Source organism: Flavobacterium pedocola (assembly GCF_053764385.1).
This window is the reverse complement of the sequence record NZ_JBSNCR010000002.1, coordinates 582,172-608,019: the sequence shown is the minus strand read 5'-3', so window position 1 is coordinate 608,019 and position 25,848 is coordinate 582,172. Positions and strand designations below refer to the sequence as shown.

Annotated in this window: 19 protein-coding genes; 14 read left to right on the top strand and 5 right to left on the bottom strand. The window is 42.0% G+C overall.

Going from position 1 to position 25,848, the window contains the following annotated elements:
- Positions 1 to 93: 93 nt before the first annotated feature.
- Positions 94 to 2,394 carry a type IX secretion system anionic LPS delivery protein PorZ gene (gene porZ, locus ACWPKD_RS06765; RefSeq protein ID WP_455411904.1) on the top strand — a complete coding sequence of 767 codons (2,301 nt, stop codon included), beginning with the start codon at positions 94 to 96 and terminating at the stop codon, positions 2,392 to 2,394.
- A 113-nt stretch (positions 2,395 to 2,507) separates the two neighbouring features.
- The gene (gene recO, locus ACWPKD_RS06760; RefSeq protein ID WP_455411903.1) at positions 2,508 to 3,221 is read left to right on the top strand and encodes a DNA repair protein RecO; all 714 of its coding nucleotides are present in this window, start codon (positions 2,508 to 2,510) and stop codon (positions 3,219 to 3,221) included.
- Between the two features lie 60 nt (positions 3,222 to 3,281).
- Here the strand turns inward: recO and ACWPKD_RS06755 are convergent, their stop codons facing one another.
- Positions 3,282 to 4,730, bottom strand: a complete 1,449-nt coding sequence (locus tag ACWPKD_RS06755) for a hypothetical protein (RefSeq protein ID WP_455411902.1) — start codon at positions 4,728 to 4,730, stop codon at positions 3,282 to 3,284.
- 216 nt (positions 4,731 to 4,946) lie between these two features.
- On the opposite strand from ACWPKD_RS06755, the gene ileS reads away from it, so the two are divergent.
- The 3 genes from ileS (at position 4,947) to ACWPKD_RS06740 (ending at position 9,475) form a co-directional block, all read left to right on the top strand.
- Complete coding sequence (gene ileS, locus ACWPKD_RS06750) at positions 4,947 to 8,405, top strand: isoleucine--tRNA ligase (RefSeq protein ID WP_455411901.1); 3,459 nt, start codon at positions 4,947 to 4,949, stop codon at positions 8,403 to 8,405.
- Positions 8,406 to 8,412: 7 nt separating this feature from the next.
- Positions 8,413 to 8,793 carry a TraR/DksA family transcriptional regulator gene (locus tag ACWPKD_RS06745; RefSeq protein WP_237790972.1) on the top strand — a complete coding sequence of 127 codons (381 nt, stop codon included), beginning with the start codon at positions 8,413 to 8,415 and terminating at the stop codon, positions 8,791 to 8,793.
- An 85-nt stretch (positions 8,794 to 8,878) separates the two neighbouring features.
- The gene (locus ACWPKD_RS06740) at positions 8,879 to 9,475 is read left to right on the top strand and encodes a lipoprotein signal peptidase (RefSeq protein WP_455411900.1); all 597 of its coding nucleotides are present in this window, start codon (positions 8,879 to 8,881) and stop codon (positions 9,473 to 9,475) included.
- 38 nt (positions 9,476 to 9,513) lie between these two features.
- On the opposite strand, the gene ACWPKD_RS06735 is transcribed toward ACWPKD_RS06740, so the two are convergent.
- Genes ACWPKD_RS06735 through ACWPKD_RS06720 form a run of 4 tightly spaced genes read right to left on the bottom strand, consistent with a single transcriptional unit; the run spans position 9,514 to position 12,606 of the window.
- On the bottom strand, positions 9,514 to 9,738 hold the full coding sequence (locus ACWPKD_RS06735) for a hypothetical protein (RefSeq protein WP_455411899.1): 225 nt from the start codon (positions 9,736 to 9,738) through the stop codon (positions 9,514 to 9,516).
- A 36-nt stretch (positions 9,739 to 9,774) separates the two neighbouring features.
- Positions 9,775 to 10,344 (bottom strand): 5-formyltetrahydrofolate cyclo-ligase, encoded by a 570-nt coding sequence (locus ACWPKD_RS06730; protein ID WP_455411898.1) that lies wholly within the window; start codon positions 10,342 to 10,344, stop codon positions 9,775 to 9,777.
- The gene (locus ACWPKD_RS06725) at positions 10,313 to 11,575 is read right to left on the bottom strand and encodes a pyridoxal phosphate-dependent decarboxylase family protein (protein ID WP_455411897.1); all 1,263 of its coding nucleotides are present in this window, start codon (positions 11,573 to 11,575) and stop codon (positions 10,313 to 10,315) included. Before ACWPKD_RS06725 ends, ACWPKD_RS06730 begins: the two co-directional genes overlap by 32 nt.
- Before the next feature lie 56 nt (positions 11,576 to 11,631).
- On the bottom strand, positions 11,632 to 12,606 hold the full coding sequence (locus tag ACWPKD_RS06720) for a succinylglutamate desuccinylase/aspartoacylase family protein (RefSeq protein WP_455411896.1): 975 nt from the start codon (positions 12,604 to 12,606) through the stop codon (positions 11,632 to 11,634).
- Between the two features lie 119 nt (positions 12,607 to 12,725).
- On the opposite strand from ACWPKD_RS06720, the gene uvrC reads away from it, so the two are divergent.
- From uvrC to pgi, 9 genes are all read left to right on the top strand, one after another.
- Positions 12,726 to 14,531 carry an excinuclease ABC subunit UvrC gene (gene uvrC / locus ACWPKD_RS06715; protein WP_455411895.1) on the top strand — a complete coding sequence of 602 codons (1,806 nt, stop codon included), beginning with the start codon at positions 12,726 to 12,728 and terminating at the stop codon, positions 14,529 to 14,531.
- A 2-nt stretch (positions 14,532 to 14,533) separates the two neighbouring features.
- On the top strand, positions 14,534 to 16,738 hold the full coding sequence (locus ACWPKD_RS06710; RefSeq protein WP_455411894.1) for a patatin-like phospholipase family protein: 2,205 nt from the start codon (positions 14,534 to 14,536) through the stop codon (positions 16,736 to 16,738).
- Positions 16,739 to 16,842: 104 nt separating this feature from the next.
- Positions 16,843 to 18,315: an amino acid permease gene (locus ACWPKD_RS06705; protein WP_455411893.1), complete on the top strand. Its 1,473-nt coding sequence runs from the start codon at positions 16,843 to 16,845 to the stop codon at positions 18,313 to 18,315.
- Positions 18,316 to 18,559: 244 nt separating this feature from the next.
- A complete protein-coding gene (locus tag ACWPKD_RS06700) occupies positions 18,560 to 19,717 on the top strand; it encodes a homogentisate 1,2-dioxygenase (RefSeq protein ID WP_455411892.1) in 1,158 nt (385 codons plus the stop codon).
- A gap of 52 nt (positions 19,718 to 19,769) precedes the next feature.
- Positions 19,770 to 20,933 carry a 4-hydroxyphenylpyruvate dioxygenase gene (gene hppD, locus ACWPKD_RS06695; protein WP_455411891.1) on the top strand — a complete coding sequence of 388 codons (1,164 nt, stop codon included), beginning with the start codon at positions 19,770 to 19,772 and terminating at the stop codon, positions 20,931 to 20,933.
- Between the two features lie 298 nt (positions 20,934 to 21,231).
- Positions 21,232 to 22,020 (top strand): DUF3108 domain-containing protein, encoded by a 789-nt coding sequence (locus tag ACWPKD_RS06690; protein ID WP_455411890.1) that lies wholly within the window; start codon positions 21,232 to 21,234, stop codon positions 22,018 to 22,020.
- Positions 22,021 to 22,025: 5 nt separating this feature from the next.
- Positions 22,026 to 22,952, top strand: coding sequence for a tryptophan 2,3-dioxygenase family protein (locus tag ACWPKD_RS06685; RefSeq protein WP_455411889.1), 927 nt, complete (start codon positions 22,026 to 22,028; stop codon positions 22,950 to 22,952).
- Between the two features lie 28 nt (positions 22,953 to 22,980).
- Positions 22,981 to 24,216, top strand: a complete 1,236-nt coding sequence (locus ACWPKD_RS06680; RefSeq protein WP_455411888.1) for a peptidoglycan DD-metalloendopeptidase family protein — start codon at positions 22,981 to 22,983, stop codon at positions 24,214 to 24,216.
- On the top strand, positions 24,216 to 25,829 hold the full coding sequence (gene pgi / locus ACWPKD_RS06675; protein ID WP_455411887.1) for a glucose-6-phosphate isomerase: 1,614 nt from the start codon (positions 24,216 to 24,218) through the stop codon (positions 25,827 to 25,829). Before ACWPKD_RS06680 ends, pgi begins: the two co-directional genes overlap by 1 nt.
- The last annotated feature ends 19 nt before the right edge of the window (positions 25,830 to 25,848 follow it).

Genomic DNA, 25,848 nt, shown 5'->3' with positions numbered 1-25,848 from the left:
TCCCTTATAGGATTCAGGGAAAAGCAATGTGTTAAATACAAAAAGCAAAATATTTGCGTTTTACTTTATATTTGTAAAAAATCAGCAACTCTAATGAAGAAGAACCTAGCTTTTTTTCTGATAGCCTTATTTGGTATTCACTGTGGCGCACAGCAGGAACAGCTTTGGAAAAGTTATCTTTCCTATAATAGTATAAAAGATCTTTCACCCTCTGCTGAACGTGTTTTTGCTGCGGCAGACAACGCTTTGTTCTCAAAACATCTGAGTACGAACGAAATCAAGACTACAACTTCCATAGACGGTTTTAAAGCCGAAGTCATTACGGCGATGCACCACAGCGAAGCCTTTAATAAAACCTTAGTGGGGAACAACAACGGTCTGCTTTTGGTGGTTGATGAGAACGACGGTTCGGTGCTGAATGTAATAGATATCGTCAACAAACCTTCGATTCCGCCTAACAAGAAAAAAATCAATGACATCTACGAACACAACGGAAAGGTTTATTTGTCCTGTGATTTTGGGCTTTGTGTTTTCGATTTAAGCATCAACCAATTTGGAGATACTTTTTTTATCGGACCGGCAGGAGAAGAGGTGGAAGTATTGCAAACGACGGTTTTTAATAATTATATTTATGCAGTGACCCGTTACCATGGCATCCGCAGAGCTGAAGTGACCAATCCTAATCTGGTGGATTTTTCACAATGGACGGTTTTTGACGGCGGCTATTGGAACGGCATCGAAACGTTTTCCGGTACGCTGGTGGCCTCAAATGTAGATTTCAAGATTTACAGGCATAACGGAACCTCTTTTCAGGAACTGTTAAATGTCGGGCAGGTAAATGTTGATTTCGAAGCCTATAACAATAGGTTGATAGCAACTTCAAACAACCATGTTTATGTGTTTAATGAAAATTTCCTGCAACTGGCACATATTACCCAAATACCGGATATGAACGTTACCTTTACCTGTGCCACAGCAATAAACGATAAAATTTTTATCGGGACTTTTGATAAAGGAATGTTTGGTACTACCATCGGGAATACTACGCTTTTTGAAAACAATACGCCTAACGGGCCGTTTAGGAACAACATTTTCAGTGTTAAAAAAGCTTCGGATTTCCTTTGGGCGGTGTATGGGGATTATTCCAAGGAATACAACCCTTATCCGTTGGATGCATTTGAAATCAGTAAGTATTCGGAAGAACAAGGATGGACGGCGATTCCTTATGAAGATTTATTCGGGGCGAAATCCCTTTCAAGAATTACGGTCAATCCCAATAATAACAATCAGGTTTTTGTGAGTTCCTTTTATTCGGGACTGCTTAAAATAGAACAACCGGATACGGTTCAATTGTTCAACCAGTCCAATACCGGGCCGAACGGCTTGGAGTCGTTGGTAGACCCTGCCTGTCCAACCTGTGTGGATGTTCGCGTTAACGGGCCTGCCTTTGACAAGAACAACAACCTTTGGATGACCGTTAGCCGTGTCAAGAAAGCGATTAAAGTCATGAAATCGGACGGTAACTGGCAATCCTATACCCTGGAAAATGTTACGACTTCTCCGGTCGATGACAGTTATGCTTCCATGGTAGTGGATCGGAACAATACCAAATGGATACCGTCAACCTACAACGGAATCATAGCCTTCAATGAAACCCTTGGGAATAAATTTATTCTGCTTAAAGAAGGGGATGGAAACGGTAATCTTCCTATTAATGATGTGAGATGTCTGGCCATTGATAACAATAACCAGCTTTGGATCGGGACTTTCGACGGATTGAGAGTGCTGCCAAGTGTTGACAGGTTTGTTACGGAAGATGCTTTGGAGGCGAATTCAATTATTATTGAAGAGGATGGTTTGGCACAGGAGCTTTTTTACCAGCAAAGTATCTGGGATATAGCAGTCGATGGGGCTAACCGTAAATGGGTTGCCATAGCCGAAGCCGGAGTATTCCTTGTTTCCGGTAACGGACAGGAAACGGTCTACCATTTTACCATGGAAAACTCACCGTTGCCAAGCAATAACATCAACGATATCGAAATTGACGGCGCAACCGGAGAAGTGTTTTTTGCTACCGATAGAGGTATGGTTTCGTTCAAAGGTGTTTCCACCAAGCCGGCCGACGATTTAAGCCATGTTTTTGTCTATCCGAATCCGGTACGTCCGGGCTATGAAGGCACGGTTAAAATAAGTGGCCTGATTGATGATGCGAATGTTAAAATCACAGACATCGAAGGGAATCTGGTCTACGAAACCACTTCGGAAGGCGGAACCATTGAATGGGATACCAGAACTTTTGGGAAACACAAAGTAGCTTCCGGTGTATACATGATTTTCATCGCCTCGGAGGATTCGACGCAAACCGCCGTAAAAAAAGTAATGATTGTGAGGTAATTGGGAATTCGGTTGTTTACTTCGTTAGTTCGCTAACGCTCGTGTGAAGATTTGGTTATTTGAGTTGTTGTCTTTTAACGACTTCTGTTGATTTGTAATTTATAAGTGATGAAATGCTGATTAAAACTAAAGCTATTGTTTTAAGTGCGATAAAATATCAGGAAAAATCACTGATTGTTAAATGTTTTACCGAGTCCGACGGGCTGAAATCGTATTTTGTACCGAGCGCTTTTTCTTCCCGGAAATCCAATCAGAAAATTGCTTATTTCCAGCCGCTTTCCCTTTTGGAGATTGAAGCCAATCATAAAAATAAAGGCACTTTAGAACATTTTAAGGAAGTCCGACTGGCGACACCTTATCATTCGATCAACCTTGATGTGGTTAAAAGTACGATTGTCATTTTTTTATCCGAAGTGTTGCACCACAGCATCCGGGAGGAAGACAAGAACCAGGAGTTGTTCACTTTTCTGGAAACGGCACTGTTGTGGCTGGATAACCACGAGGAAACGGCGAATTTTCATTTGATCTTATTGCTGGAAATTACCAAATTTTTAGGGTTTTACCCCGATGTTTCCGAAATCGATCTACCTTTCTTCGAAGTAAATGAAGGGGTGTTTTCGCAATTTCATGCCATGAGCTGCCTTTCGGAACAGGAAACTTTTTTGTTTAAAAAACTCATCGGCCTGAAATTCGATTCCGAACAGAAAATCTTCGCCGGTACCGAACGTCAAATCCTGTTAAAAATCCTTTTGAAGTATTATGCCGTCCATCTTGACGGTTTTAAAATGCCGAAATCGCTGGACGTGCTAAAGGAAGTGTTTTCGTAAGTATATTTTAAAAAAAAGCGCCATGTGTATGACATGACGCTTATGAGTAATCAAACTTTTTTATTTTAAGGTTTTCTGTATGAAACGCAAAAGATGTTCTTTGTCTTTCATGCGATTGATGTCTGTTCTTGATTTGCCCTGACTGCTCTGGATATAAGCATCAAATACATGGCTGATATAAAGCGGGGATTTCGGGTTTCCGGATGAAAAACTCACCGCATTGTGGCATGAGAAACAGTTGGTCAGATTCGAAGCGTTGATGCTGGAAATGCTGCTTTCAAAGGTTTGTGTATAGGTTTCCATGGTGATGTTGGCATTGTTTAACGAACCACGGGCACTGGAGCCTTTAGTGGCGTTCCCGATGTTGAATCCTAAATTCACAACCGTCTGCGCTTGTTGTTGCGGTGTCATCCCGTCGGTATTGATCCAGATGGAACCGTTGTAGAAATAATTGTTCCATACATCGTCCAGTTTTGAGGCCACACATTCATTTATCGCTTTTATGTTGTCAAAGTTTTCAGGCTCCATCTGGCAGGTTTCCATGTATTGGTCGCCAGCGGTTTTCGGAACCCCAAATTGGAATAAATCATAAGCTTTTAGCGGTTGTTTTGGTCCGGAATTTTTTACCCAGGTGATGCCGTCCAGTCCGGTGGTGGTTCCTTTGCTGTACAATAATTTATCTTCTGCAGAAAAGGCCTGATTGGTTTTCCAGTCATACACCGGTGCTAAATCATTATGTTGGAACGTAGCCCAGATAAATTCAGGATGGTTGATTACCACGCCCACGACATGCATTCCTAATAAGGCCATTTTCTTTTTTTGAAACGTTTTGCCGTCTGCACTTACGGAAGCATCTGTGATGTAAAAATTCTTTTGTTTGTCCGCTCGGATGGTGTTCGCGTCTACCCAAGAAACTTTCAGTTCCAGTGAACCCACCGGGAAGGTTTTTAAATTGTTGGCGCTCAGTTTTCCGCTGTTCAGGCTGTCTTTAAAGATTTTGGCCGCTTTTATCATCACATCGTTGGAATGGATGGAGTAATACACCGTAAAATCTTTAGCAATCTGATTGGTGCCGCCGTAAACCGGATTTACTTTTAAAACACCGTTCGAACCCGCCTGTTCGGTATCGGTCAGTACGATAGAAGCTCCGGTTTGTTTGGCAACGGGGATCAAAGCATCGGAAACCTGTGTCAGCTCGTTCAAAAACAGTGGCATGTTGTTGGCTTGCGGTTTGGTCAGCCATAAAAATTTCTGCCATGACCACTGATGGAAAATCTCGTTGGTGGTGGAAGTCGTGTCAAACGGACTGCCTTTGCCTTCTAGCGGGGCAGGGGTTTGGGAATGTGGGAACCAGGTTGGGGAACAGCCGGTGCCATCACTTTTGTTGTAAGCTGCAGCGGTTTCTTTTTTATTCCCTTCTTTTGCTTCTTCTTTTTTGCAGGAAGCAAGCAGGGTAAGTATCAGACAGCCGTAAAAAAGGCTTTTGGAGGTTAGGGTCAAATGGCTCATGTTGTCTTTTTTTAGAATTTAAGCCAAAATTGCTAATCCGGAACCAAACACAGACCCGTAAAAATACCTGATTTTGAAAAAGACGTTGGTTATTTGTGCAAAAGGTTTGTTTTTTAGCGGAATAGATGCGGCTTATGATGCGCATTTTATGTTAGTATTAACGTAGAATTGTTCAAAATTTAGTACTTTCGCGCATTGATTTTAGAAAACGACAAAATGAGTACAAAATTCACTGAATACAAAGGACTTGATTTGCCAACCGTGGCTTCTGAAGTGCTTGATTTCTGGAAAAAACAAAACGTCTTTGAGCAAAGTGTAACGTCCCGTGAGGGCGCGACCCCGTATGTGTTTTTTGAAGGTCCGCCTTCAGCGAACGGTTTGCCGGGTATTCACCACGTGATGGCACGTGCGATTAAAGATATTTTTTGTCGTTATAAAACTCAAAAAGGCTATCAGGTAAAACGTAAAGCGGGTTGGGATACCCATGGCTTGCCTGTGGAGTTGGGTACCGAAAAAGAATTGGGCATCACCAAAGAAGATATCGGTAAAACCATTTCCGTGACCGAATACAACGAAGCGTGTAAACGAACCGTAATGCGCTACACCGACGTGTGGAATGACCTGACCGAAAAAATGGGGTATTGGGTGGATATGGAAGATCCGTATGTGACCTACAAATCCAAATACATGGAATCGGTTTGGTGGCTCTTGAAACAGATTTACAATAAAGATTTATTATACAAAGGCTACACCATTCAGCCATATTCGCCAAAAGCGGGTACCGGATTGTCTTCGCACGAAGTGAACCAGCCGGGCTCTTACCGCGATGTGACCGATACAACTATCGTGGCGCAGTTCAAAGTTTTAGATGATCAAAGAAAACTGACGTTTGCCAAATTTTACGATTACATCACGCATAATAATTTAAAACAGTATAAGTTTGAAAGATTGGAATTGGATGAAATTCATTTCCTGGCCTGGACGACGACCCCGTGGACGTTGCCAAGTAATACGGCGTTGACCGTTGGTCCAAGAATCGAATATGTTTTGGTGAAAACCTTTAACCAATACACCTTCCGTCCGATTAACATCATCTTGGCGAAGAATTTGGTTGGAAAGCAATTGTCTAAAAATTATTTCGAGACCAGTGAAGCATCCGATTTTGAGAATTTTAAAGAAGGCGACAAAAAAATCCCTTTCGAAATCATAGCGGAATGTAAAGGTGTTGATTTGGTAGGGATTCAATACGAACAATTGTTGCCTTGGGCGTTGCCTTATCAGAATCCTGAGAATGCGTTCCGTGTAATTTCGGGCGATTTCGTTACTACGGAAGACGGTACCGGTATCGTACATACTGCACCGACTTTTGGTGCCGATGATGCGAAAGTAGCCAAAGAAGCTACCCCGGAAGTGCCGCCAATGTTAGTGTTGGATGAAAACGGAAACCCTGTTCCTTTGGTGGATTTACAAGGAAGATTTGTAGCACAACTAGGGGATTTTGGCGGGAAGTACGTTAAAAACGAATACTACAACGATGGCGAAGCGCCGGAGAAATCCGTTGATGTTGAAATAGCGATCCAGTTAAAAGAAGAAAACAAAGCCTTTAAGGTTGAAAAATATGTCCACACCTATCCGCACTGCTGGAGAACGGACAAACCAATTTTGTACTATCCTTTGGATTCCTGGTTTATCAAGGTAACCGAAGTGAAAGACCGTATGTTCGACCTGAACGAAACTATCAACTGGAAGCCGAAAGCAACCGGAGAAGGCCGTTTCGGGAATTGGCTGAATAATGCCAACGATTGGAACTTATCCCGTTCAAGATATTGGGGTATCCCGTTACCGCTATGGCGAACAGACGAAGGAACGGAAACCGTTTGTATCGGCTCGGTGGAAGAACTGTACAACGAAATTGAAAAAGCGATTGCAGCCGGTTTCATGAGCGAAAACCCATTCAAAGGCTTCGTGATCGGAAACATGGAGGAGTCGAATTACGATTTAGTGGATCTGCATAAAAATGTAGTGGACAGCATCGTTTTGGTTTCAGCATCCGGAAAACCGATGAAGCGCGAAACCGACCTGATCGACGTTTGGTTCGATTCGGGTGCGATGCCGTATGCGCAATGGCATTATCCATTTGAAAATAGAGAATTAATCGATGGTAAAAAATCTTTCCCTGCTGATTTTATCGCGGAAGGAGTAGATCAGACCAGAGGTTGGTTTTATACTTTACACGCGATCGGAACGTTGGTTTTCGATCAGGTGGCCTATAAAAACGTAGTTTCCAATGGTTTGGTACTGGATAAAAACGGTCAGAAAATGTCCAAACGCCTAGGAAATGCGGTGGATCCGTTCGAGACTTTGAAAGAATACGGGCCGGATGCGACACGCTGGTACATGATTGCCAACGCTAACCCATGGGACAACTTAAAATTTGATATTGAAGGCGTAGCGGAAGTAAGAAGAAAATTCTTCGGTACTTTATATAATACCTACTCGTTCTTTGCGTTATATGCTAACATCGACGGATTTTCTTATAGTGAAGCGGAAGTGCCGCTGAACGAAAGACCGGAAATCGACCGTTGGATTTTGTCGGAATTGCATACGTTAATAAAATTAGTGGATGAAGCGTATGAGGATTACGAACCTACAAAAGCTGCCCGTGCTATTTCCGATTTCGTACAGGAAAATCTGAGCAACTGGTACGTGCGTTTGTGCCGCAGAAGATTCTGGAAAGGCGAGTACGGAACCGACAAGATTGCCGCTTATCAGACGTTGTATACGTGTCTTGAAACAGTAGTGAAATTATCGGCGCCTATCGCTCCGTTCTTTACGGACAGACTGTATAAAGACCTGAACGCCGCTACTGGTAAGGAAAATTTCGAAAGTGTGCATTTGGCGAAATTCCCGGTTTTTGTTGACAATTTTGTTGATAAGTCACTGGAAAGCAAAATGTTGAAGGCGCAAACGGTTTCGTCGCTGGTATTGTCACTTCGTAAGAAAGAGATGATAAAAGTGCGTCAACCGCTGCAAAAGGTAATGATTCCGGTACTTGACGAAGTACAACGTGCTGAGATCGAAGCCGTTTCAGACCTTATTAAAGCAGAAGTAAACGTGAAAGAAGTAGAGTTGCTGGACGATGCTTCGGGCGTGTTGGTAAAACAAATCAAACCGAATTTCAAAACCTTGGGACCCCGCTTCGGTAAAGACATGGGACTGATTTCCAAAGAGATACAGAACTTCGGTCAGGAGGAGATAAATAAATTAGAAAGAGAAGGCGAAATAAACATTGTTATTTCAGGAAATAGTATTACTTTAACAACTGAAGATGTGGAGATATCTTCGCAGGATATTGAAGGTTGGTTGGTAGCGAATTCCGGAGGCATAACAGTGGCATTAGACATCACGATAACCGATGCTTTACGAAAAGAAGGCATCGCCCGCGAATTGGTCAACCGAATTCAGAACATCCGCAAAGATTCAGGTTTTGAAGTGACGGACAAGATTAAAGTAACTATGCAAAGAGACGGTATCATACAAGAGGCCGTTAACGATAACGAAGCATACATTAAATCGGAAACCTTAACGGAAGAACTTGTTTTCACAGAACGTATCGAAAATGGTACGGAAATTGAATTTGACGACCTTAAAACAAGAATATTAATTTCAAAATGAAGAAGTTATGGTGGATGAACAAATAAGATATTCCGACGCGGATTTAGCGGAATTCAAAGAATTGATTCAGAAGAAACTGGAGAAAGCGAAAAATGATTTGGACTTAATTAAGAGCGCTTACCTGAACGACTTAAACAACGGAACTGACGATACATCACCAACGTTTAAAGCATTCGAAGAGGGAAGTGAAACCATGAGTAAAGAAGCCAACTCGCAGCTTGCCATTCGTCAGGAGAAATTCATCCGAGATCTGAAAAATGCTTTGATCCGTATCGAGAATAAGACCTATGGAATCTGTAAAGTAACAGGAAAACTTATCAATAAAGAAAGATTGAAACTGGTTCCTCATGCAACCATGAGCATCGAAGCCAAGAACCTGCAACGTTAATCTTTTCAAAAATTTACTAAACGCTCCTGATGGAGCGTTTTTTATTTTACATAAATAGTTTACTTTTGTTTTCAAATTCAGCAAAATGTCGTTAAAGAAAGCCTATTTACTGGTTATCCTGATTCTGGTAATTGACCAGATTTCCAAAATATACATCAAAACCACTTTTGAACTCGATGGAGAATTTCCTGTATTCAGTTGGTTCCGTATTCATTTCATTGAGAATTCAGGTATGGCCTGGGGTGCTGAAATCCCCGGAGCTTTTGGAAAACTTCTTTTAACGACCTTCAGAATTGTGGCTGTGGGTGGTATTGCCTATTGGTTGTACGATGCCGTGCGAAAACACTCCTCCAATTTCCTGATTGTGGCGGTAGCTTTGATTTTAGCCGGAGCGGTTGGGAATATTATCGATTCGGTGTTTTACGGAAGAATTTTCAACGACAGTTACGGTCAGGTAGCTACTTTGTTTAGTGAAGAGCCTTACGGGCATTGGTTCCACGGAAAAGTGGTAGACATGTTTTATTTCCCGATTATCGAAGACGGCCAATTCCCTTCCTGGTTTCCAATCTGGGGTGGACAGCGCTTTACGTTTTTCAACGCGATTTTTAACATAGCCGATGTGGCCATTTCCACTGGAGTAGGCATACTGATTGTTTTTAATAAGAAAGCCTTTGGAAAATAAGTTATAAATAAAAAAGACCGCGAAAGCGGTCTTTTTTATTATTGTTTGTTTTGCTGCCCAGGGGCATATTTTTTGGCGCTTTTCCCGCCGTATATTTTTTTGGCCTGTCCCGGAGGAAGCGGTTTGGATTTAGGAGCAGTTCTGCTTGAGGAGCCTCCAACGCCCACGCTAACACCAGCTCTTGCTCTGCAGCTTGTAAAAGAAACAGCAGTTACGACTAGTAATGCAAAACCTGCGATTCTTATTTTTTGTAATGTTCCCATAGTAGTTTCTGTTTTTGGTTATACGAATATACTTTTTTAAAGTTTAAATTCAAAAATTCCTTCGGGAGTTACGCAATAATTTAATCGGATGTCGTTTTCGGCGATGTCTTCAATGGTTGCTTCCGGATCGAAATAGGAAAGCCCTATTTTAATCACCTCCGGTTTGCATTCGGCTAAAAACGTATCGTAAAAACCTTTGCCATAGCCTACACGGTGGCCTGTTTTATCGTAAGCCAACAAGGGTACGAATACCACATCGATTTTCGGGGAAGGCACTTCTAGACCATCAACAGGTTCCGGAATGCCGTAGTCGTTGTTTTTGATTTTCGTATTGTCGGTCAATAGGAAATGTGTCATTTTGCGAGTATTGAAATCGGCTTTGGAAATAACTACTTCCTTGTCCCTTCCGGCCAGTATCTGCAACAGGTATTCGGTATTGATTTCTTTCTGTTCTTCAATCGGTAAAAACAAATGGAAATAGGTTTTGTCCCAAACGGGCAACGATAAACAGAGATTGGCAATTTCCAGGCTCATCAGCTGGATTTCATCGAACGTGAGTTTTTTTCGGTCGTTTTTATACTTTAAGCGCAATTCTTTCTTTAGCATGGAGCGTACTTTTCAAATCGGCTATAAAAGTACTCAAATGATCGATTTCCACATGATCCATGATGACAATTTTGTACCATTGGTTGCCAAGGCCATGTTTCTGCGGGACCAAATCGTATTTTTCTTCCAGTTCAAGACTGATAACCTGCGACTGTATAGTTACAATGTTCATATAAGGATCCCGGAAATAATTTACGTTTAAAGTGTCTAATTGGTGGCAAAGCCAATCGGTTCGCATTTGCAACACCCGGATTTTTTCGCACCAGCCAAAAGGACCGTAAGTAAAAAGGATCATCCAGACGGCAATGGCATTAGCACCACTTCGGCTTCCGCACAAAGTCAAATCCATGCCTTCTACGTACTCGGCTTCTTGTGTCAGGACATTTTCGATTAAACCTTTTCGGCACAGAAAAATACCGGTTCCATAAGGGGCTTGCAGCATTTTGTGCGCATCGATGGTGATGGAACTGATTTTCGCGTTTTTAAAATGAATCGCACTGTCCGGGTTGCTAAACGGATAGACAAATCCGCCATACGCCGCATCAATATGGAGCTTGTAAAGTAAGTTGTGGCGTTCCAAAATCTCGCAATAGTCGTTTGGGTCATCAATAGCGCCAAACATGGTTGTTCCCATATTGGCAATCACGATGAAATATTTTTTGCCTTTATTTTTGGCAGCAAACACGATTTTGTCCAAAGCGATTTTGTCCAGCTTTCTGGTTTCAAAGCAGACTGGAACCGCGAAACGGTCTATCAGTAATAAATTGGAGGCTTTCGGTATGGAATAATGAGTGTCTTCCGAAGCCAGAATCGCAATTTCCTCCGGAGCAGCATAACAATAGTTCATAAAGAAGTTGCGGTACATCCAGATCGCCTGGATATTGGCTTCCGTGCCGCCCGGGGCAATGTAACCGTCATAGGAATCAGGTGTGGCCTTGAAAATGTCTTCGGCTATAACCTTTAAGACTTCGCGTTCCATTTCCTGAGTGCCGTTAAAAGCTTTTTCAGAAGTGCCAAAGGTATGACAGCCGATATGGTTCGGATTGGCCACATAAGCCTGCAGTGTCGGGGCGTCTTTTAAAAAAGGGACTTCGCTGTTAAAAACCCGGTTGTCCAGTTTGGAGGCCGGATAGCCTAATGAAGCGTCGTGTGCAAAATTGACATTTTCCTGCAACGCTTTTTCAATACGGGTTTGTCTTTCCTGTTGTGATAGTTTTTTCCACGGAATCATAGTCTTGAATTTTGATCAAAACTAACGGCTTCCGAAGGAATAAAATATGATAATTGTTAGGTTTTCGATTCCAGTTCCGTGGAAATATGATAAATCGCATCACCCTGATACACAATCGGCGCTTCGTTCACGTTGATGATGTAGCCGGTATTCGGTGCTTTCATTTTGTGCTCGATTTTACCGTACGGATCGGATATGGTGGCTAAAAGCTGTCCTTTTTCCACATAACTGCCTATTTTGGTGTAACCATGGAACATCCCGGAATAGCGGGCGCGGATCCAACTTGATTTTTCAATATAAATACTGGCTTTTTCCGAAGGTGTAGCTTTCTTTTTGTTCAGCATGCCCAAATGTTCCAGGACTCTTTTAGCACCCTCAATGCCCTGTTGGGTGATTTCTTCGTTGATGTCTATGGATTTTCCGCCCTCAAACAACAGCATTTTCACCCCGAGTTTGTCACACGAATTTCGGAACGAGCCGGTGATATTGTTGGAGTACAAGGTGAAAGGCGCATTGAAAACGGAAGCCAGGTCGCGGAGTTCAGGGTTTCCGGGAGCAATCCGGATTTGAGCGGCGTTGAATCGGGCTGCACCTCCTGCATGAAAATCGATGGCGTAATCCACATGCGGAATGACTTCTTTCAGCATGTAATAGGCGAAACGACTGGCCAAGGAACCTTTTTTACTGCCCGGGAACACGCGGTTCAGATCACGACCGTCGGGAAATTCGCGGGTTTGGTTCACGAACCCGAAAACGTTAATGATCGGAATACAGATGATGGTTCCGGTTTTTGGTTTGTTTATTTTTTTAACGATAAGCTGACGTACAATTTCAATCCCGTTGATTTCATCCCCGTGCAACCCGGCCGATAACAAAACCGTCGGTCCCGGAAGTTTGGAACGCTCCACAATGATGGGGATTTTCAGTTTGGTCATGGTGTGGAGCTTGGCAATTTCCATGTTGATGGTTTTGCTTTCCCCGGGTAAAATCTCTTCTTTTAGTATTTTCAGGATGTTATTGCGGTAGTTCATAGTCAGTTAAAACGCTAAAATAATAATAATTATAAATTATGAGTTATGAATTGTGAGTTAAACGGTTTTTAGCCAAACAAATTTGTAACTTTGAAACTAGCTAAGTACAATTCTTCAAGATGTCGCTTTCCGCTTTAGAACTCCAGATTCAAACCTTACCGGACAATCCCGGCGTCTATCAGTATTATGATAAAGACGGGAAGATCCTGTATGTGGGAAAAGCGAAAAATCTAAAGAAAAGGGTTTCTTCCTATTTCAATAAAATTCACGACAACGCCAAAACCAACGTATTGGTGAAGAAAATCGTGGCTATCAAACACATCGTCGTACCCACGGAAACCGATGCGCTGTTGTTGGAGAACAATCTGATCAAAACCCTGCAACCGCGTTATAACGTTTTGTTGCGCGACGATAAAACCTATCCGTGGATCTGTATCAAGAATGAACGCTTCCCAAGGATTTTTTCCACCCGGAAAATGATCAAGGACGGTTCGGAATACTTTGGGCCCTATACCAATTTCAAAACCGTGCACACCATTTTGGATTTGGTGAAAGAACTCTATCCGCTTAGGACCTGCAATTACGATTTGAGCAAAGCAAACATCGACAGCGGGAAATTCAAGGTTTGTTTAGAGTATCATATCGGGAACTGCAAAGGCCCTTGCGAAGGTTTGGAAAGTATCACCAATTACGAAAAACAGGTACAGGCCATCCGTGAAATCCTCAAAGGGAATTTTAAAGAAAGTTTAAAAGACTTCAAAAAGCTCATGACGGATCTGGCCATGGAGATGAAGTTCGAAGAAGCGCAGAAAATCAAGGAAAAGATTGAGGTCCTGGAAAACTATCAGGCGAAATCGACCATTCTGAACCCGAAAATTTCGAACATCGATGTATTTTCTATCGTTTCGGATGAAAGTATGGCGTATGTGAACTTCCTTCAGATTTCGCATGGTGCGATTGTACGTTCGCATACGATGGAACTCAAAAAGAAACTCGAAGAAACCGATCAGGAACTTTTGGAATTGGCTGTTGTGGAACTCCGCGAGCGTTTTCATCTGAATTCAAAAGAAATCATCCTGCCGTTCGAACTCGATTTCGGTGATAAAATAAAAGTGACCGTTCCCAAACTGGGCGACAAAAAACAGATCCTCGATTTATCCGAACGCAATGCGAAATACTATCGCTTAGATCAGTTGAAGCAAATCAAAATCGTCGATCCGGATCGTCATACCAACCGCATCATGGTTCAAATGCAGAAAGATTTGCGTTTGTCCGTGGAGCCCCGTCATATCGAATGTTTTGATAATTCGAACATTCAGGGAACCCATCCGGTATCGGCCTGCGTGGTGTTCAAGGACGGAAAACCGAGCAAGAAAGATTACCGCCATTTCAATATAAAAACCGTGGAAGGGCCTAACGATTTTGCCTCCATGGAAGAAGTGGTATACCGACGTTACAAACGATTGCTAGATGAAAACGAACCGTTGCCGCAACTTATCATCATTGACGGCGGAAAAGGCCAGCTGTCTTCGGCACTGAAAAGTCTGGAAGATTTAGGCCTGCGCGGAAAAATTGCGATTATCGGGATTGCCAAACGACTGGAAGAGATTTACTATCCCGGCGATTCGGTTCCGTTGTACCTGGATAAAAAATCGGAAACCCTGAAAACCATCCAGCACCTGCGCAACGAAGCCCACCGTTTCGGGATTACATTCCACCGCGACAAAAGAAGCAAAGCGGCGATTCAAACCTCGATTGAAAGTATACCGGGAATCGGGGAAAAAACCATGATTACATTAATAAAACATTTCAAATCTGTAAAAAGATTATCAAAAGCGACAGAAAGTGAAATTTCTGACGTGGTAGGGCTTTCAAAAGCCAAAAAAATTGTCGAATTTTACAAGGAATCCAACCAAACAAGTTAACCATGAAAAAACTTTTCACACTGATAGTTGTGTTTAGCCTAGTTTTTTCTGCCTTTGCCCAAGATCCAAAGAAACCCAAAATAGGTGTGGTTTTAAGTGGTGGCGGTGCGAAAGGCCTTGCGCATATAGGGGTGCTGAAAGTATTGGAGGAAGCCGGCATCAAGGTGGATTATATTGGCGGGACCAGTATGGGGGCCATTGTGGGTGGGTTGTATGCTTCCGGATATTCCGCCCGTCAGCTGGATTCGATTTTCAGTGTAGTGGATTCCGATGCCTTGTTGCAGGATTACATTCCGCGCTCATCCAAGAGTTTTTTCGAAAAACGAAACGACGAGGTATATGCTTTGAGTCTTCCGTTTAATAAGTTTAAAGTCGGAGTGCCGACAGCGCTTTCCAAAGGGCTTTATAATTTTAACCTTCTGAGCAGGCTCACCCATCATGTGCGCCATGTGCGTGATTTCGATCAGTTGAAAATTCCTTTTGTCTGTATTGCGACCGATATTGAAACCGGGGAAGAAATCGTGCTTAAAAACGGAGTTTTGCCTCAGGCGATATTGGCCAGTGGGGCTTTTCCTTCGCTTTATTCTCCAGTGGAAATTAACGGTCGGCTATTGATAGACGGTGGGGTGACCAATAATTATCCGGTGGAAGAAGTACGGAAAATGGGTGCCGACATCATTATCGGGGTAGACGTTCAGGATGGCCTGAAAGATCGTAAAAGTATGGGAGGTGCTTCCGGGGTATTGGTGCAGATTACCAATTTCGGGATGATTGAAAAGATGGAGGCAAAACGCAAACTGACTGACATTTACATCAAACCGGATATTAAAGGCTTTTCCGTGATTTCTTTTGATCAGGGCAGTGAGATCATCCGAAAAGGTGAGGAGGCTGCTTTTGTGTATTATGAGCAATTGGCCAAACTGGGAGGTGAAAAATTGGCGCATGCTGAAAATTTGGGCGCCGAAATGGAGGATGTGGTGCAGGTTGAAGATGTTAGGGTGAATAGTCTTGCCAATTATACCCGTGCATATGTTTTGGGTAAACTTAAACTGAAAAAATCCGCAAGCATCACTTATGAAAGACTGAATGCCGGCGTGGGGAACCTGAGTTCCACCCAAAATTTCAGTGCGATTTCCTATTCGTTTGAAAAAGCAGATACTGGTGACCGTTTGCTTGTTGATTTAAAAGAAAACCCGATAAACAGTTATCTGAAGTTCGGGCTGCATTACGATGGTTTGTATAAAAGTGCCGCGCTTTTGAACATCACCCGAAAAAAATTCCTGACCAAGAATGATAATGTTTCTCTGGATGTTATTTTAGGGGACAATCTCCGCTATAACCTGAATTACTATTTTAATAATGGGTTTTATTGGAGTTTTGGTGTGAATTCCCGCTTCAATACTTTTAATAAAAACATAGCCACGGATTTCAGTAACGGGGAGCAACTCACCGAGTTGGGCATCAATTCCTTTAATGTGGATTTCTCCGACCTGACCAGCCAGCTTTATGTGCAGACCGTTTTCGCGCAGAAGTACCTCATTGGAGGAGGATTGGAGCATAAATACCTGAGGATTGAGTCGGAAACCCTGCAAAACACGAGCCCGGTTCTGGAAAACAGTAATTATTTTTCGTTGTACGGTTATTTGAAATTTGATACCCAGGATAAGATTTATTTTCCCAAAAGAGGATTCCATTTCTTCGGGGATTTCAAATCGTTTGTGTATTCCTCCGATTATAACGGTGGTTTTGAACCTTTTTCCATAGCCAAAGCTGATATCGAGATCGTTCAGACATTTTTCAAAAAAATTACGGTGAAATTACAGTCGGAAGGCGGTTTTGCCATAGGGGAGCGAAGTGTTCCTTTTCATGATTTTGTGTTGGGCGGCTACGGTTATAACATGATTAACAATTTCCGTCATTTTTACGGCTATGACTTTTTAAGCCTTTCCGGGGACAGTTATGTGAAAGGGGAAATTGGCCTGGATTACGAATTTTACAAGAAGAACCATTTGAATTTTTCGGCCAATTATGCTAATATCGGTAACAATATTTTTGAATCCGATCAATGGGTGCCCAAACCGGCCTATTCGGGATACGCGTTTGGGTATGGGATGGAAACACTTGTCGGGCCGATCGAAATCAAACACAGCTGGTCGCCGGAAACCCACGATCATTTCACTTGGTTCAGTGTGGGATTTTGGTTCTAAATCGCTGTAAATTCTATTATGTTTTTAATTTATTTCCTTTTTTAACACGAATGTTTTTAAAAAAGGCTATTTTTGGGAACTAAAAATTACCAAAAATTATAGATATGTCAATCTGGAAAAGAAAATCTATTGATTCTTTATTGGCCGAAGCTTCGGATTCGGAAAAAGGTTTAAAAAGGACACTTACTGCCTGGACTTTGGTTGCACTTGGAATTGGTGCGATTATCGGAGCAGGATTGTTTGTTAGAACGGCAGCGGCAGCGGCTAATAGTGCAGGTCCTTCTGTAACGATTGGTTTCATAGTGGCAGCTATCGGATGTGCCCTGGCAGGACTTTGTTATGCGGAATTATCCTCTTCCATTCCAATCGCAGGAAGTGCATATACGTACACCTATGCGACTATGGGTGAATTTTTAGCCTGGATTATCGGTTGGGATTTGATTTTGGAATATGCCGTGGGAGCTGCAACCGTAGGGATTGCCTGGAGTGAATACCTGAACAATTTACTGGTCAATGTCTTTCATACCAGTCCCATACCTTACGAATGGTGCCACTCGCCTTTCCAAAGCTCTATAGACGGGACAAGCGGGATTATCAACTTGCCGGCGCTTTTCATTGTGGGGGCTTTGAGTTTGTTGTTAATCAAAGGAACACAGGAATCGGCTTTCGTAAACGGAATCATTGTGGTGCTTAAAGTGGCAATCGTAGTGATGATTATTGTTTTGGGATGGCAATTCATCAATCCTGTAAACCATGCTCATTATGTGCCAAAAGCAACGATTTATACTGATCATCAGGGTCTTGACCATAACTTTGGTGGGATCATGGGGATTTTAGGTGCAGCAGGAACGGTTTTCTTTGCATTCATTGGGTTTGATGCGGTTTCTACAGCGGCTCAGGAAACGAAAAATCCTAAGAAAGACATGCCGATCGGTATTTTAGGATCTTTGGCAGTATGTACTGTTTTGTATATCCTTTTTGCACACGTGTTAACCGGAATAGCTACAGTAGAAGATTTTAGAGGAGAAGGTGGAGAAGCTTCAGTGGCTTATGCCATCAATAAATATATGGTAGGGTATGAGTGGCTAGGACAGTTTGTAACTGTGGCTATTTTAGCTGGATTCTCTTCCGTAATTTTAGTAATGCTTTTAGGACAGTCCCGTGTATTCTACTCTATGGGTAACGACGGTTTGTTGCCGAAAGTTTTCAGTGAAGTACATCCAAAATATAAAACGCCTTACAAAGCGAATATGATCATTTTTGTGATTGTAGGTTTGTTCGCGGCTTTTGTGCCGGGGGATATTGTAGGGGATATGACAAGTATCGGAACCCTTTTCGCCTTTATCTTGGTTTGTATTTCCGTAATTGTGTTGCGTAAAACCAATCCGGATATGAAGCGTGAATTCAAAACGCCGCTTGTGCCATTTGTGCCTATTTTAGGTGTATTGGTTTGTTTGGCGATGGTTTACGGATTAGGATGGCCTAACTGGTTGCGATTGATTGCCTGGATGATAATCGGATGTGTGATTTACTTTGGGTACAGTAGAAAGAATAGTAAGCTTAATAACGGAAATTAAGTTTTCAAAATATAGCAAAAGGATTAGAAAGGTAACTTTTTAATCCTTTTGTGTTTTTTAAAAGTCGTGTCGAATTGTATAACAAATCGTATTTTTTTCCGATATTTGTAGTGTTATGAATAAACACTGGAACGGTTTATTGGCACATCTAAAATTCCTCATCAAGAGAAATCCTGAATGAGTGCTTTTTTATTTGGTATGAGCGGGTTATTACAACTAACGTCAAACTTTAAACAAATAAAAAATGCCATTTTATCATAAACTTGGAAAAATTCCACATAAAAGACACATACAATTCCGTAAAGAAAACGGGGATTTGTATTATGAACAGTTGTTCGGAACAATTGGATTCGACGGAATGTCTACCAATATGTACCACGAACACCGTCCTACTCAGGTAAAAGAGATTCGCAAACAGTACAGTGTTGCGCCAAAAATTGCCAAAGCGAATAACATTCAGTCCTACCGTCTGCGCGGATTTCAGGTAACTCCGGAAAACGATTATCTGGAAAGCCGAAAAGCAGTACTGACCAACAGTGACTGTACTATTATTTTAGCGGCACCTAAAGAATCCACAAAGGATTATTTCTACAAAAATACCGATGCCGACGAAATGATTTTTATCCACAAAGGATCCGGGAAACTGCGAACCATGTTGGGAAATCTTGATTTTAAATACGGCGATTACCTGATCGTGCCCCGCGGGATGATTTATAAAATCGATTTCGACACACAAGATAACCGTTTGTTCATTGTAGAATCACGTCGTCCTATTTATACCCCAAAACGTTACAGAAACTGGTTTGGCCAGTTGTTGGAGCATTCGCCGTTTTGCGAGCGTGACATCCGTCAGCCACAGGAGCTGGAAACCTATAACGAAAAAGGTGATTTTGTGATCAAAGTAAAAAAGAAAGACGAAATCTTTGAAATGGTCTATGCTACGCATCCGTTTGATGTAGTGGGGTATGACGGTTTCAATTATCCGTATGCACTTTCTATCCATGATTTCGAACCGATTACGGGAAGAATCCACCAACCGCCACCGGTACACCAAACTTTCGAAACCGATGCGTTTGTAGTGTGTTCCTTTGTGCCGCGTTTGTACGATTACCATCCGCAGTCCATTCCGGCGCCTTACAACCACAGTAATATCGATTCCGATGAGGTATTGTATTATGTGGACGGGGATTTCATGAGCCGTAACGATATCGAAGCGGGCCATATTTCCTTACACCCGGCAGGGATTCCTCACGGACCACACCCGGGCGCAACGGAGCGAAGTATCGGCAAAGTCGATACACAGGAATTGGCTGTAATGGTCGATACCTTCAAGCCATTAATGGTTACCGAAGAAGCGATGAAAATTGCCGACGAACAATATTACCAATCTTGGTTAGATTAATTTTTAAACACAACATCAGACAATTTAATTGTCGTATAAAATATTGAATATCATGTCAGAAGAAATAAAATCAGTAGAATACGGATTAGAGAAAATTTTTGAAGGAGCTCAGGATTTCCTTCCATTGTTAGGGACCGATTATGTGGAATTTTACGTTGGGAACGCAAAACAGGCGGCCCACTTCTATAAAACCGCTTTCGGATTCCAGTCGTTAGCGTATGCAGGATTGGAAACAGGTGTAAAAGACAGAGCTTCTTATGTGTTAAAGCAGGATAAAATCCGTTTAGTTTTAACAACGGCTTTAAACAGCAGTTCGCCTGTCGGAGAACACGTAAAAAAACACGGAGACGGGGTTAAAGTTATTGCACTTTGGGTTGAAGATGCCCGTTCTGCCTTTGAAGAAACTACAAAACGCGGCGCCAAACCTTATTTTGATCCAGTTGTTGAAAAAGATGAAAATGGTGAAGTAGTGCGTGCCGGTATTTATGGTGCCTATGGAGAAACCGTGTTTATTTTTGTGGAACGTAAAAACTACAACGGAATCTTTTTGCCAGGATACAGTGAATGGAAATCGGATTACAATCCTGAACCGGTTGGATTAAAATACATCGATCATATGGTTGGAAATACAGGTTGGAACCGTATGAACGAAGCGGTAAAATGGTTCGAAGATGTGATGGGATTTGTGAATTTCCTTTCTTTTGACGACAAACAGATTACCACAGAATACTCAGCGTTGATGTCTAAAGTAATGTCTAATGGAAATGGCCGTATCAAATTCCCGATCAACGAACCGGCTAACGGTAAAAAACGTTCTCAGATTGAAGAATATTTGGATTTTTACGAAGATGAAGGAGTACAACATATTGCAATCGCAACAGATGACATTATTTCAACGGTGGCAGAAATGAAAGCCCGAGGAATTGAATTTTTAAGTACACCACCGCAAGCGTATTACGATGCTATTCCGGATCGTTTAAAAGATCATATGTCGAAATTCAAGGAAGATATCAATGAATTGCAGAAATTAGGTATTATGATTGATGCCGATGAAGAAGGCTATTTGTTGCAGATTTTCACCAAACCGGTAGAAGACCGTCCAACACTTTTCTTCGAAATCATCCAGAGAATGGGGGCCCGCGGATTCGGAGCCGGTAATTTCAAAGCACTTTTCGAATCTATTGAAAGAGAACAGCAATTGCGAGGAACATTGTAATGAAATTATAGTTTTATTGATAATAATTCAAAAACCGACTTTTAAAAAGCGTAAAATTTGCTAAAAATGTGTTAAAGTTAATTTTTTGGTTGCAAATCACTAAAAAAGTAACGTACATTTGCACTCGCAAAAATGAGGTATTCATAACACCTCATTGAGCAGGTAAATTTTTCATAATTTATAGTTTTTTGGTTGGTTAATAGCATAAAAACTCAGTCATTATTTTGGCTGAGTTTTTTTGTTTAGTAATTTTGGAATGGAAATTGCACTTGTGATTGAAAATAACAAAATAAAATCAATGAAAAAAGTTATTACCCCGTTGCTGCTCATTACATTATTTGGTATTGTGGCGTCCTTCACAGTAGCAAAAGAAGACTCTGCCTTTACCACAGGGGAGTATTTTAAATTCCGCATCCACTATGGAATGGTAAACGCGGGCTATGCTACTTTGGAGATCAAGGAAGCGGTTCGTAACAATAAAAAAGTCCATCATGTTATCGGTAAAGGTTATACGGTGGGTATGGCCAAACTTTTCTTCAAGGTGGAAGACGATTACCAGAGTTATTTCGATCGCGATAGCGGTCAACCGTATCAGTTTGTAAGAAAAATTGATGAAGGCGGTTATACCAAAAATCAGGAAGGTTTTTTTAATCAAACAAAAAACACCGTTTTAGTTAAAGACTACAAAAAGAAAACGGAAAAAACGTTTGCGGTTACCGAAAATGTTCAGGATATTGTATCTTCGTTCTATTATTTGAGAAACCATCCCAAAATTGATAAGATGGCTGTTGGAGAATCCATTGTCATGGACATGTTTTTTGACGATGAGGTTTATAAATTCAAACTGAAATACCTTGGCAGGGAAGATGTGAAAACAAAATTTGGTACTGTTCCCGCTATGATATTCAGGCCATATGTACAATCCGGAAGGGTTTTCAAAGAAGAGGAAAGTTTAACTGTCTGGATTTCTGATGATGAGAACAAGGTGCCGCTGCGAATCAAAGCAAGTTTGGCGGTGGGTTCCCTGAAAGCGGATTTGGACGGTTTTAAAGGTTTAAAACATTCTTTTAAAGTAAAAGTAAAATAATGATAATGGAAATTACTCCTGAGGTTCACGATAAAATCAGACAGATTGAGGAAAAATATGCTGCCATCAATCAGAAGACAGAAACGCATTTAGAAGGCTTGTTGTGGTCCAAACCCATTACGTACTGGGACTACATCCAGACCGATGCTCTGTTGAACCTACAGATCCAGCGAACCACTTTACCGGATGAAATGGTGTTTATCATGTACCATCAGGTGAACGAGTTGCTGTTTAAAATGATTTTATGGGAAATCAATCAGGTGGCTCATGCCGATAAACCATCAACGGAATTTTTTACCGAGCGTTTAATGCGCATCAGCCGTTATTTCGACATGCTGACCACATCTTTCGACATCATGAAAGACGGTATGGAAGTGGAACAGTACCTGAAATTCCGTAATACGTTAACCCCGGCCAGCGGTTTCCAGAGTGCCCAATACCGTATCATCGAATTTGCTTCAACCGATTTAATCAACCTGATTGACCACCGTTTCAGAGCTACCATTGACCGAAACACTCCGTATGAGCATGCTTTCGAGCATTTGTACTGGCAGGCTGCCGGGAAAGATTATAAAACCGGTGGGAAATCGTATCTGATCAAAGAATTCGAGAAAAAATACAAGAAGGAATTCCTTTGTTTAATGGAAGAATACAACACCGTGAACCTTTGGCAGAAATTCAAACAATTGCCAACGGAAGCACAAAGCAATCCGGAATTGATCGCAGCGATGCGTCATTACGATAAAACGGTGAATATCACCTGGGTTATGGGGCATTACAATGCAGCGGTGAAGTATATTGAAAGCGTTCCGGGCAATCACGAAGCCACCGGAGGAAGCGACTGGAAAAAATACATGCTGCCAAAATACCAAAGACGTATATTTTTTCCCGAACTTTGGAGCAAGGATGAACTAGAGAGATGGGGAGAATAGAACAATAACCTAACCAAAACCAACAAACTTGAAATACACCGCAATCATATTATTCTCACTAATACTATTTGCTTGTAACTCTAAAGAAGAAAAAGATACCGCCAAAAACCCGGAAGTTAAAAAAGAAAAAATCGTTTACGAATTCGGATTCAAACTCAACGATTTTAAAGTAGTGAACGATACTGTTCAGTCCGGTGACAGTTTTGGTAAGATTTTAGGTGAACAGGGTTTTGATGCCGCAAAAGTTCACGAAATCAATGAAAAAGTAAAAGATTCCTTTGATGTCCGTGACATCCGGATCGGTAAGCCTTTTACCTTGCTTCAGGATAAAAAAGCACCCAACGGTTTAAAAGCATTCATTTATCAGCCCGATAAGATGAGCTATGTTGTGGTGGATCTGCGCGATTCCATCCCGGTGGCTTATAAGAAAGTGCGCCCGGTGATTATCAAACGCCGTACAATTGCCGCTTCCATTGACGGATCGGTGTCCAGTACGTTGGCGCGTGAAGGGGTTTCGGCTGCTTTGGCTCCGGAACTTTCTAAAATTTATGCCTGGTCCATCGACTTTTTCAAAATCAACAAAGGCGATAAGTTTGCTGTAACCATCAACGAAAAATACCTTGAAGGTGGTGAGTACCTTGGGGTTGAAAGCATTGAATCTTCTTATTTTGAATACAAAGGGAAGAAAATCTATGCGTTTCCGTTCAAGCAGAATGAAAACGATAAAAGAGCTGACTATTATGACGAAGAAGGGAAAGTGCTGAAAAACATGTTCCTTAAAGCGCCTTTGAAGTTCGTAAACATTACCTCCCGTTTTTCACGCAGCAGGTTTCATCCGGTGCAGTTGCGCTGGAAAGCCCACAACGGTACCGATTATGCCGCTGCAACCGGAACCCCGATCATGACGACGGCTTCCGGAACCGTGGAACAAACCGGTTATACGGGCGGTAACGGGAATTTTGTAAAAGTGCGTCACAATTCAACCTACGCTACCCAATACCTTCACATGTCTAAAATCCTGGTGCGACGCGGGCAACACGTTCAGCAGGGGCAGGTGATCGGGAAAGTGGGAAGCACCGGTTTGGCTACAGGCCCACACGTTTGTTACCGTTTCTGGAAAAACGGGATTCAGGTAGATCCGTTGCGTCAAAGACTGCCAAATTCGGAACCGATGAATCCAAAGTATAAGTCGAAATATTTGGCTTATATTGCGCCGTTAAAAAAAGAACTGGACAGTGTTTCCTTAGTTAAATTCGGAGAGTAATGGCGTTAGAAAATATAAATCCGACTCAAACCCATACCTGGGGATTGCTGCAAAACCATTTTGCTCAAATCAACAGGGTTTCCATGCAGGAATTGTTCGCCAAGGATGCAGGTCGGGCCGAAACATTTCATATCCAATGGAACGATTTCTTACTGGATTATTCCAAAAACAGAATTGATTCCAAAACCCTTGAACTTTTACAGGCTTTAGCAGAAGAAGCAAAACTTACTGAAGCCATACAGAAATATTTTTCAGGCGACCAAATCAATGTGACCGAAAACCGCTCCGTGTTGCATACGGCTTTGCGTACTTCGGAACCAAGTATTATCGCTGAAGGGAAAAATGTTATCCCTGAAATCAAAGCCGCGCAGACCAAAATCAAATCGTTCTCGGAATCGGTTATTTCCGGCAGACGAAAAGGTTTTACAGGAAAAGCGTTCACCGATATTGTCAACATAGGCATCGGTGGTTCGGATTTAGGACCGGATATGGTAGTCGAAGCGCTGCAGTTTTACAAAAACCATCTGAAGCTGCATTTCGTGTCCAATATCGATGGCGATCACGTAAACGAAATCATCAAAAAACTGAATCCGGAGACGACACTTTTTGTAATCGTATCCAAGACGTTTACCACACAGGAAACTATTACCAATGCTACTACCATTAAAAAATGGTTTTTGCAGTCGGCAAAGCCGGAAGATATTGCCAAGCATTTTGTAGCGGTTTCCACGAACCTTGAAAAAGCAAACGAATTCGGTATTGCCTCTGATATTATTTTCCCGATGTGGGACTGGGTTGGCGGCCGTTTTTCACTGTGGAGCGCCGTAGGGTTGTCTATTGCCCTGTCTGTCGGCTATGAAAACTTTGAGCTGTTGTTGGAAGGTGCTCAGGGTATGGATGTGCATTTCAGAACGACGGCTTTTGATCAGAACCTGCCGGTAGTACTGGCCTTATTGAGTATTTGGTATGCTGATTTTTTCGGCTGTGAAACAGAAGCGGTAATTCCTTATACGCAATACTTAAGAAAGCTGGCACCGTACCTGCAACAAGCGGTTATGGAAAGTAACGGTAAACGTGTTGACCGTGACGGCAAGCCGGTAACCTATCAAACCGGAAGCATTATCTGGGGAGAACCCGGAACCAATGCGCAACATGCTTTTTTTCAGTTGCTGCACCAGGGAACCAAGATCATCCCGTGTGATTTTATCGGTTTTAAAGAATCGCTTCACGGCAATACGGAACAACACCATAAACTGATGGCTAATTTCTTTTCACAAACCGAAGCGCTGTTGTTGGGAAAAAGCGAAACCAAAGTGGTGGAAGAAAGTGGTGAAAACATCTTTTTAACGCCGTTTAAAACCTTTGAAGGCAACAAACCTACAAATACATTGCTGATAGAAAAACTAACGCCTAAATCGCTTGGATCACTTATTGCGATGTACGAACACAAGATTTTTGTGCAGGGCGTTATCTGGAATATTTTCAGTTACGATCAGTTCGGAGTGGAATACGGAAAACAACTGGCCCATACGATTTTGGAAGAAATCAAGGCCGGAAGCGGTCAGTCCCATGATGCTTCGACCAATTTTCTTTTGAAACACTATCTTAAATAATAGGCCTCTTTTCAGGGGC

Excerpts from the sequence above, each read along its gene's own strand:
- hppD (WP_455411891.1), top strand. The coding sequence starts at position 19,770 with ATGTCAGAAGAAATAAAATCAGTAGAATACGGATTAGAGAAAATTTTT.
- ACWPKD_RS06700 (WP_455411892.1), top strand. The coding sequence starts at position 18,560 with ATGCCATTTTATCATAAACTTGGAAAAATTCCACATAAAAGACACATA.
- ACWPKD_RS06705 (WP_455411893.1), top strand. The coding sequence starts at position 16,843 with ATGTCAATCTGGAAAAGAAAATCTATTGATTCTTTATTGGCCGAAGCT.
- ileS (WP_455411901.1), top strand. The coding sequence starts at position 4,947 with ATGAGTACAAAATTCACTGAATACAAAGGACTTGATTTGCCAACCGTG.
- ACWPKD_RS06720 (WP_455411896.1), bottom strand. The coding sequence starts at position 12,606 with ATGAACTACCGCAATAACATCCTGAAAATACTAAAAGAAGAGATTTTA.
- ACWPKD_RS06685 (WP_455411889.1), top strand. The coding sequence starts at position 22,026 with ATGGAAATTACTCCTGAGGTTCACGATAAAATCAGACAGATTGAGGAA.
- ACWPKD_RS06755 (WP_455411902.1), bottom strand. The coding sequence starts at position 4,730 with ATGAGCCATTTGACCCTAACCTCCAAAAGCCTTTTTTACGGCTGTCTG.
- pgi (WP_455411887.1), top strand. The coding sequence starts at position 24,216 with ATGGCGTTAGAAAATATAAATCCGACTCAAACCCATACCTGGGGATTG.
- ACWPKD_RS06725 (WP_455411897.1), bottom strand. The coding sequence starts at position 11,575 with ATGATTCCGTGGAAAAAACTATCACAACAGGAAAGACAAACCCGTATT.
- ACWPKD_RS06740 (WP_455411900.1), top strand. The coding sequence starts at position 8,879 with ATGTCGTTAAAGAAAGCCTATTTACTGGTTATCCTGATTCTGGTAATT.
- ACWPKD_RS06735 (WP_455411899.1), bottom strand. The coding sequence starts at position 9,738 with ATGGGAACATTACAAAAAATAAGAATCGCAGGTTTTGCATTACTAGTC.
- ACWPKD_RS06730 (WP_455411898.1), bottom strand. The coding sequence starts at position 10,344 with ATGCTAAAGAAAGAATTGCGCTTAAAGTATAAAAACGACCGAAAAAAA.
- ACWPKD_RS06710 (WP_455411894.1), top strand. The coding sequence starts at position 14,534 with ATGAAAAAACTTTTCACACTGATAGTTGTGTTTAGCCTAGTTTTTTCT.
- uvrC (WP_455411895.1), top strand. The coding sequence starts at position 12,726 with ATGTCGCTTTCCGCTTTAGAACTCCAGATTCAAACCTTACCGGACAAT.
- ACWPKD_RS06690 (WP_455411890.1), top strand. The coding sequence starts at position 21,232 with ATGAAAAAAGTTATTACCCCGTTGCTGCTCATTACATTATTTGGTATT.
- porZ (WP_455411904.1), top strand. The coding sequence starts at position 94 with ATGAAGAAGAACCTAGCTTTTTTTCTGATAGCCTTATTTGGTATTCAC.
- recO (WP_455411903.1), top strand. The coding sequence starts at position 2,508 with ATGCTGATTAAAACTAAAGCTATTGTTTTAAGTGCGATAAAATATCAG.
- ACWPKD_RS06745 (WP_237790972.1), top strand. The coding sequence starts at position 8,413 with ATGGTGGATGAACAAATAAGATATTCCGACGCGGATTTAGCGGAATTC.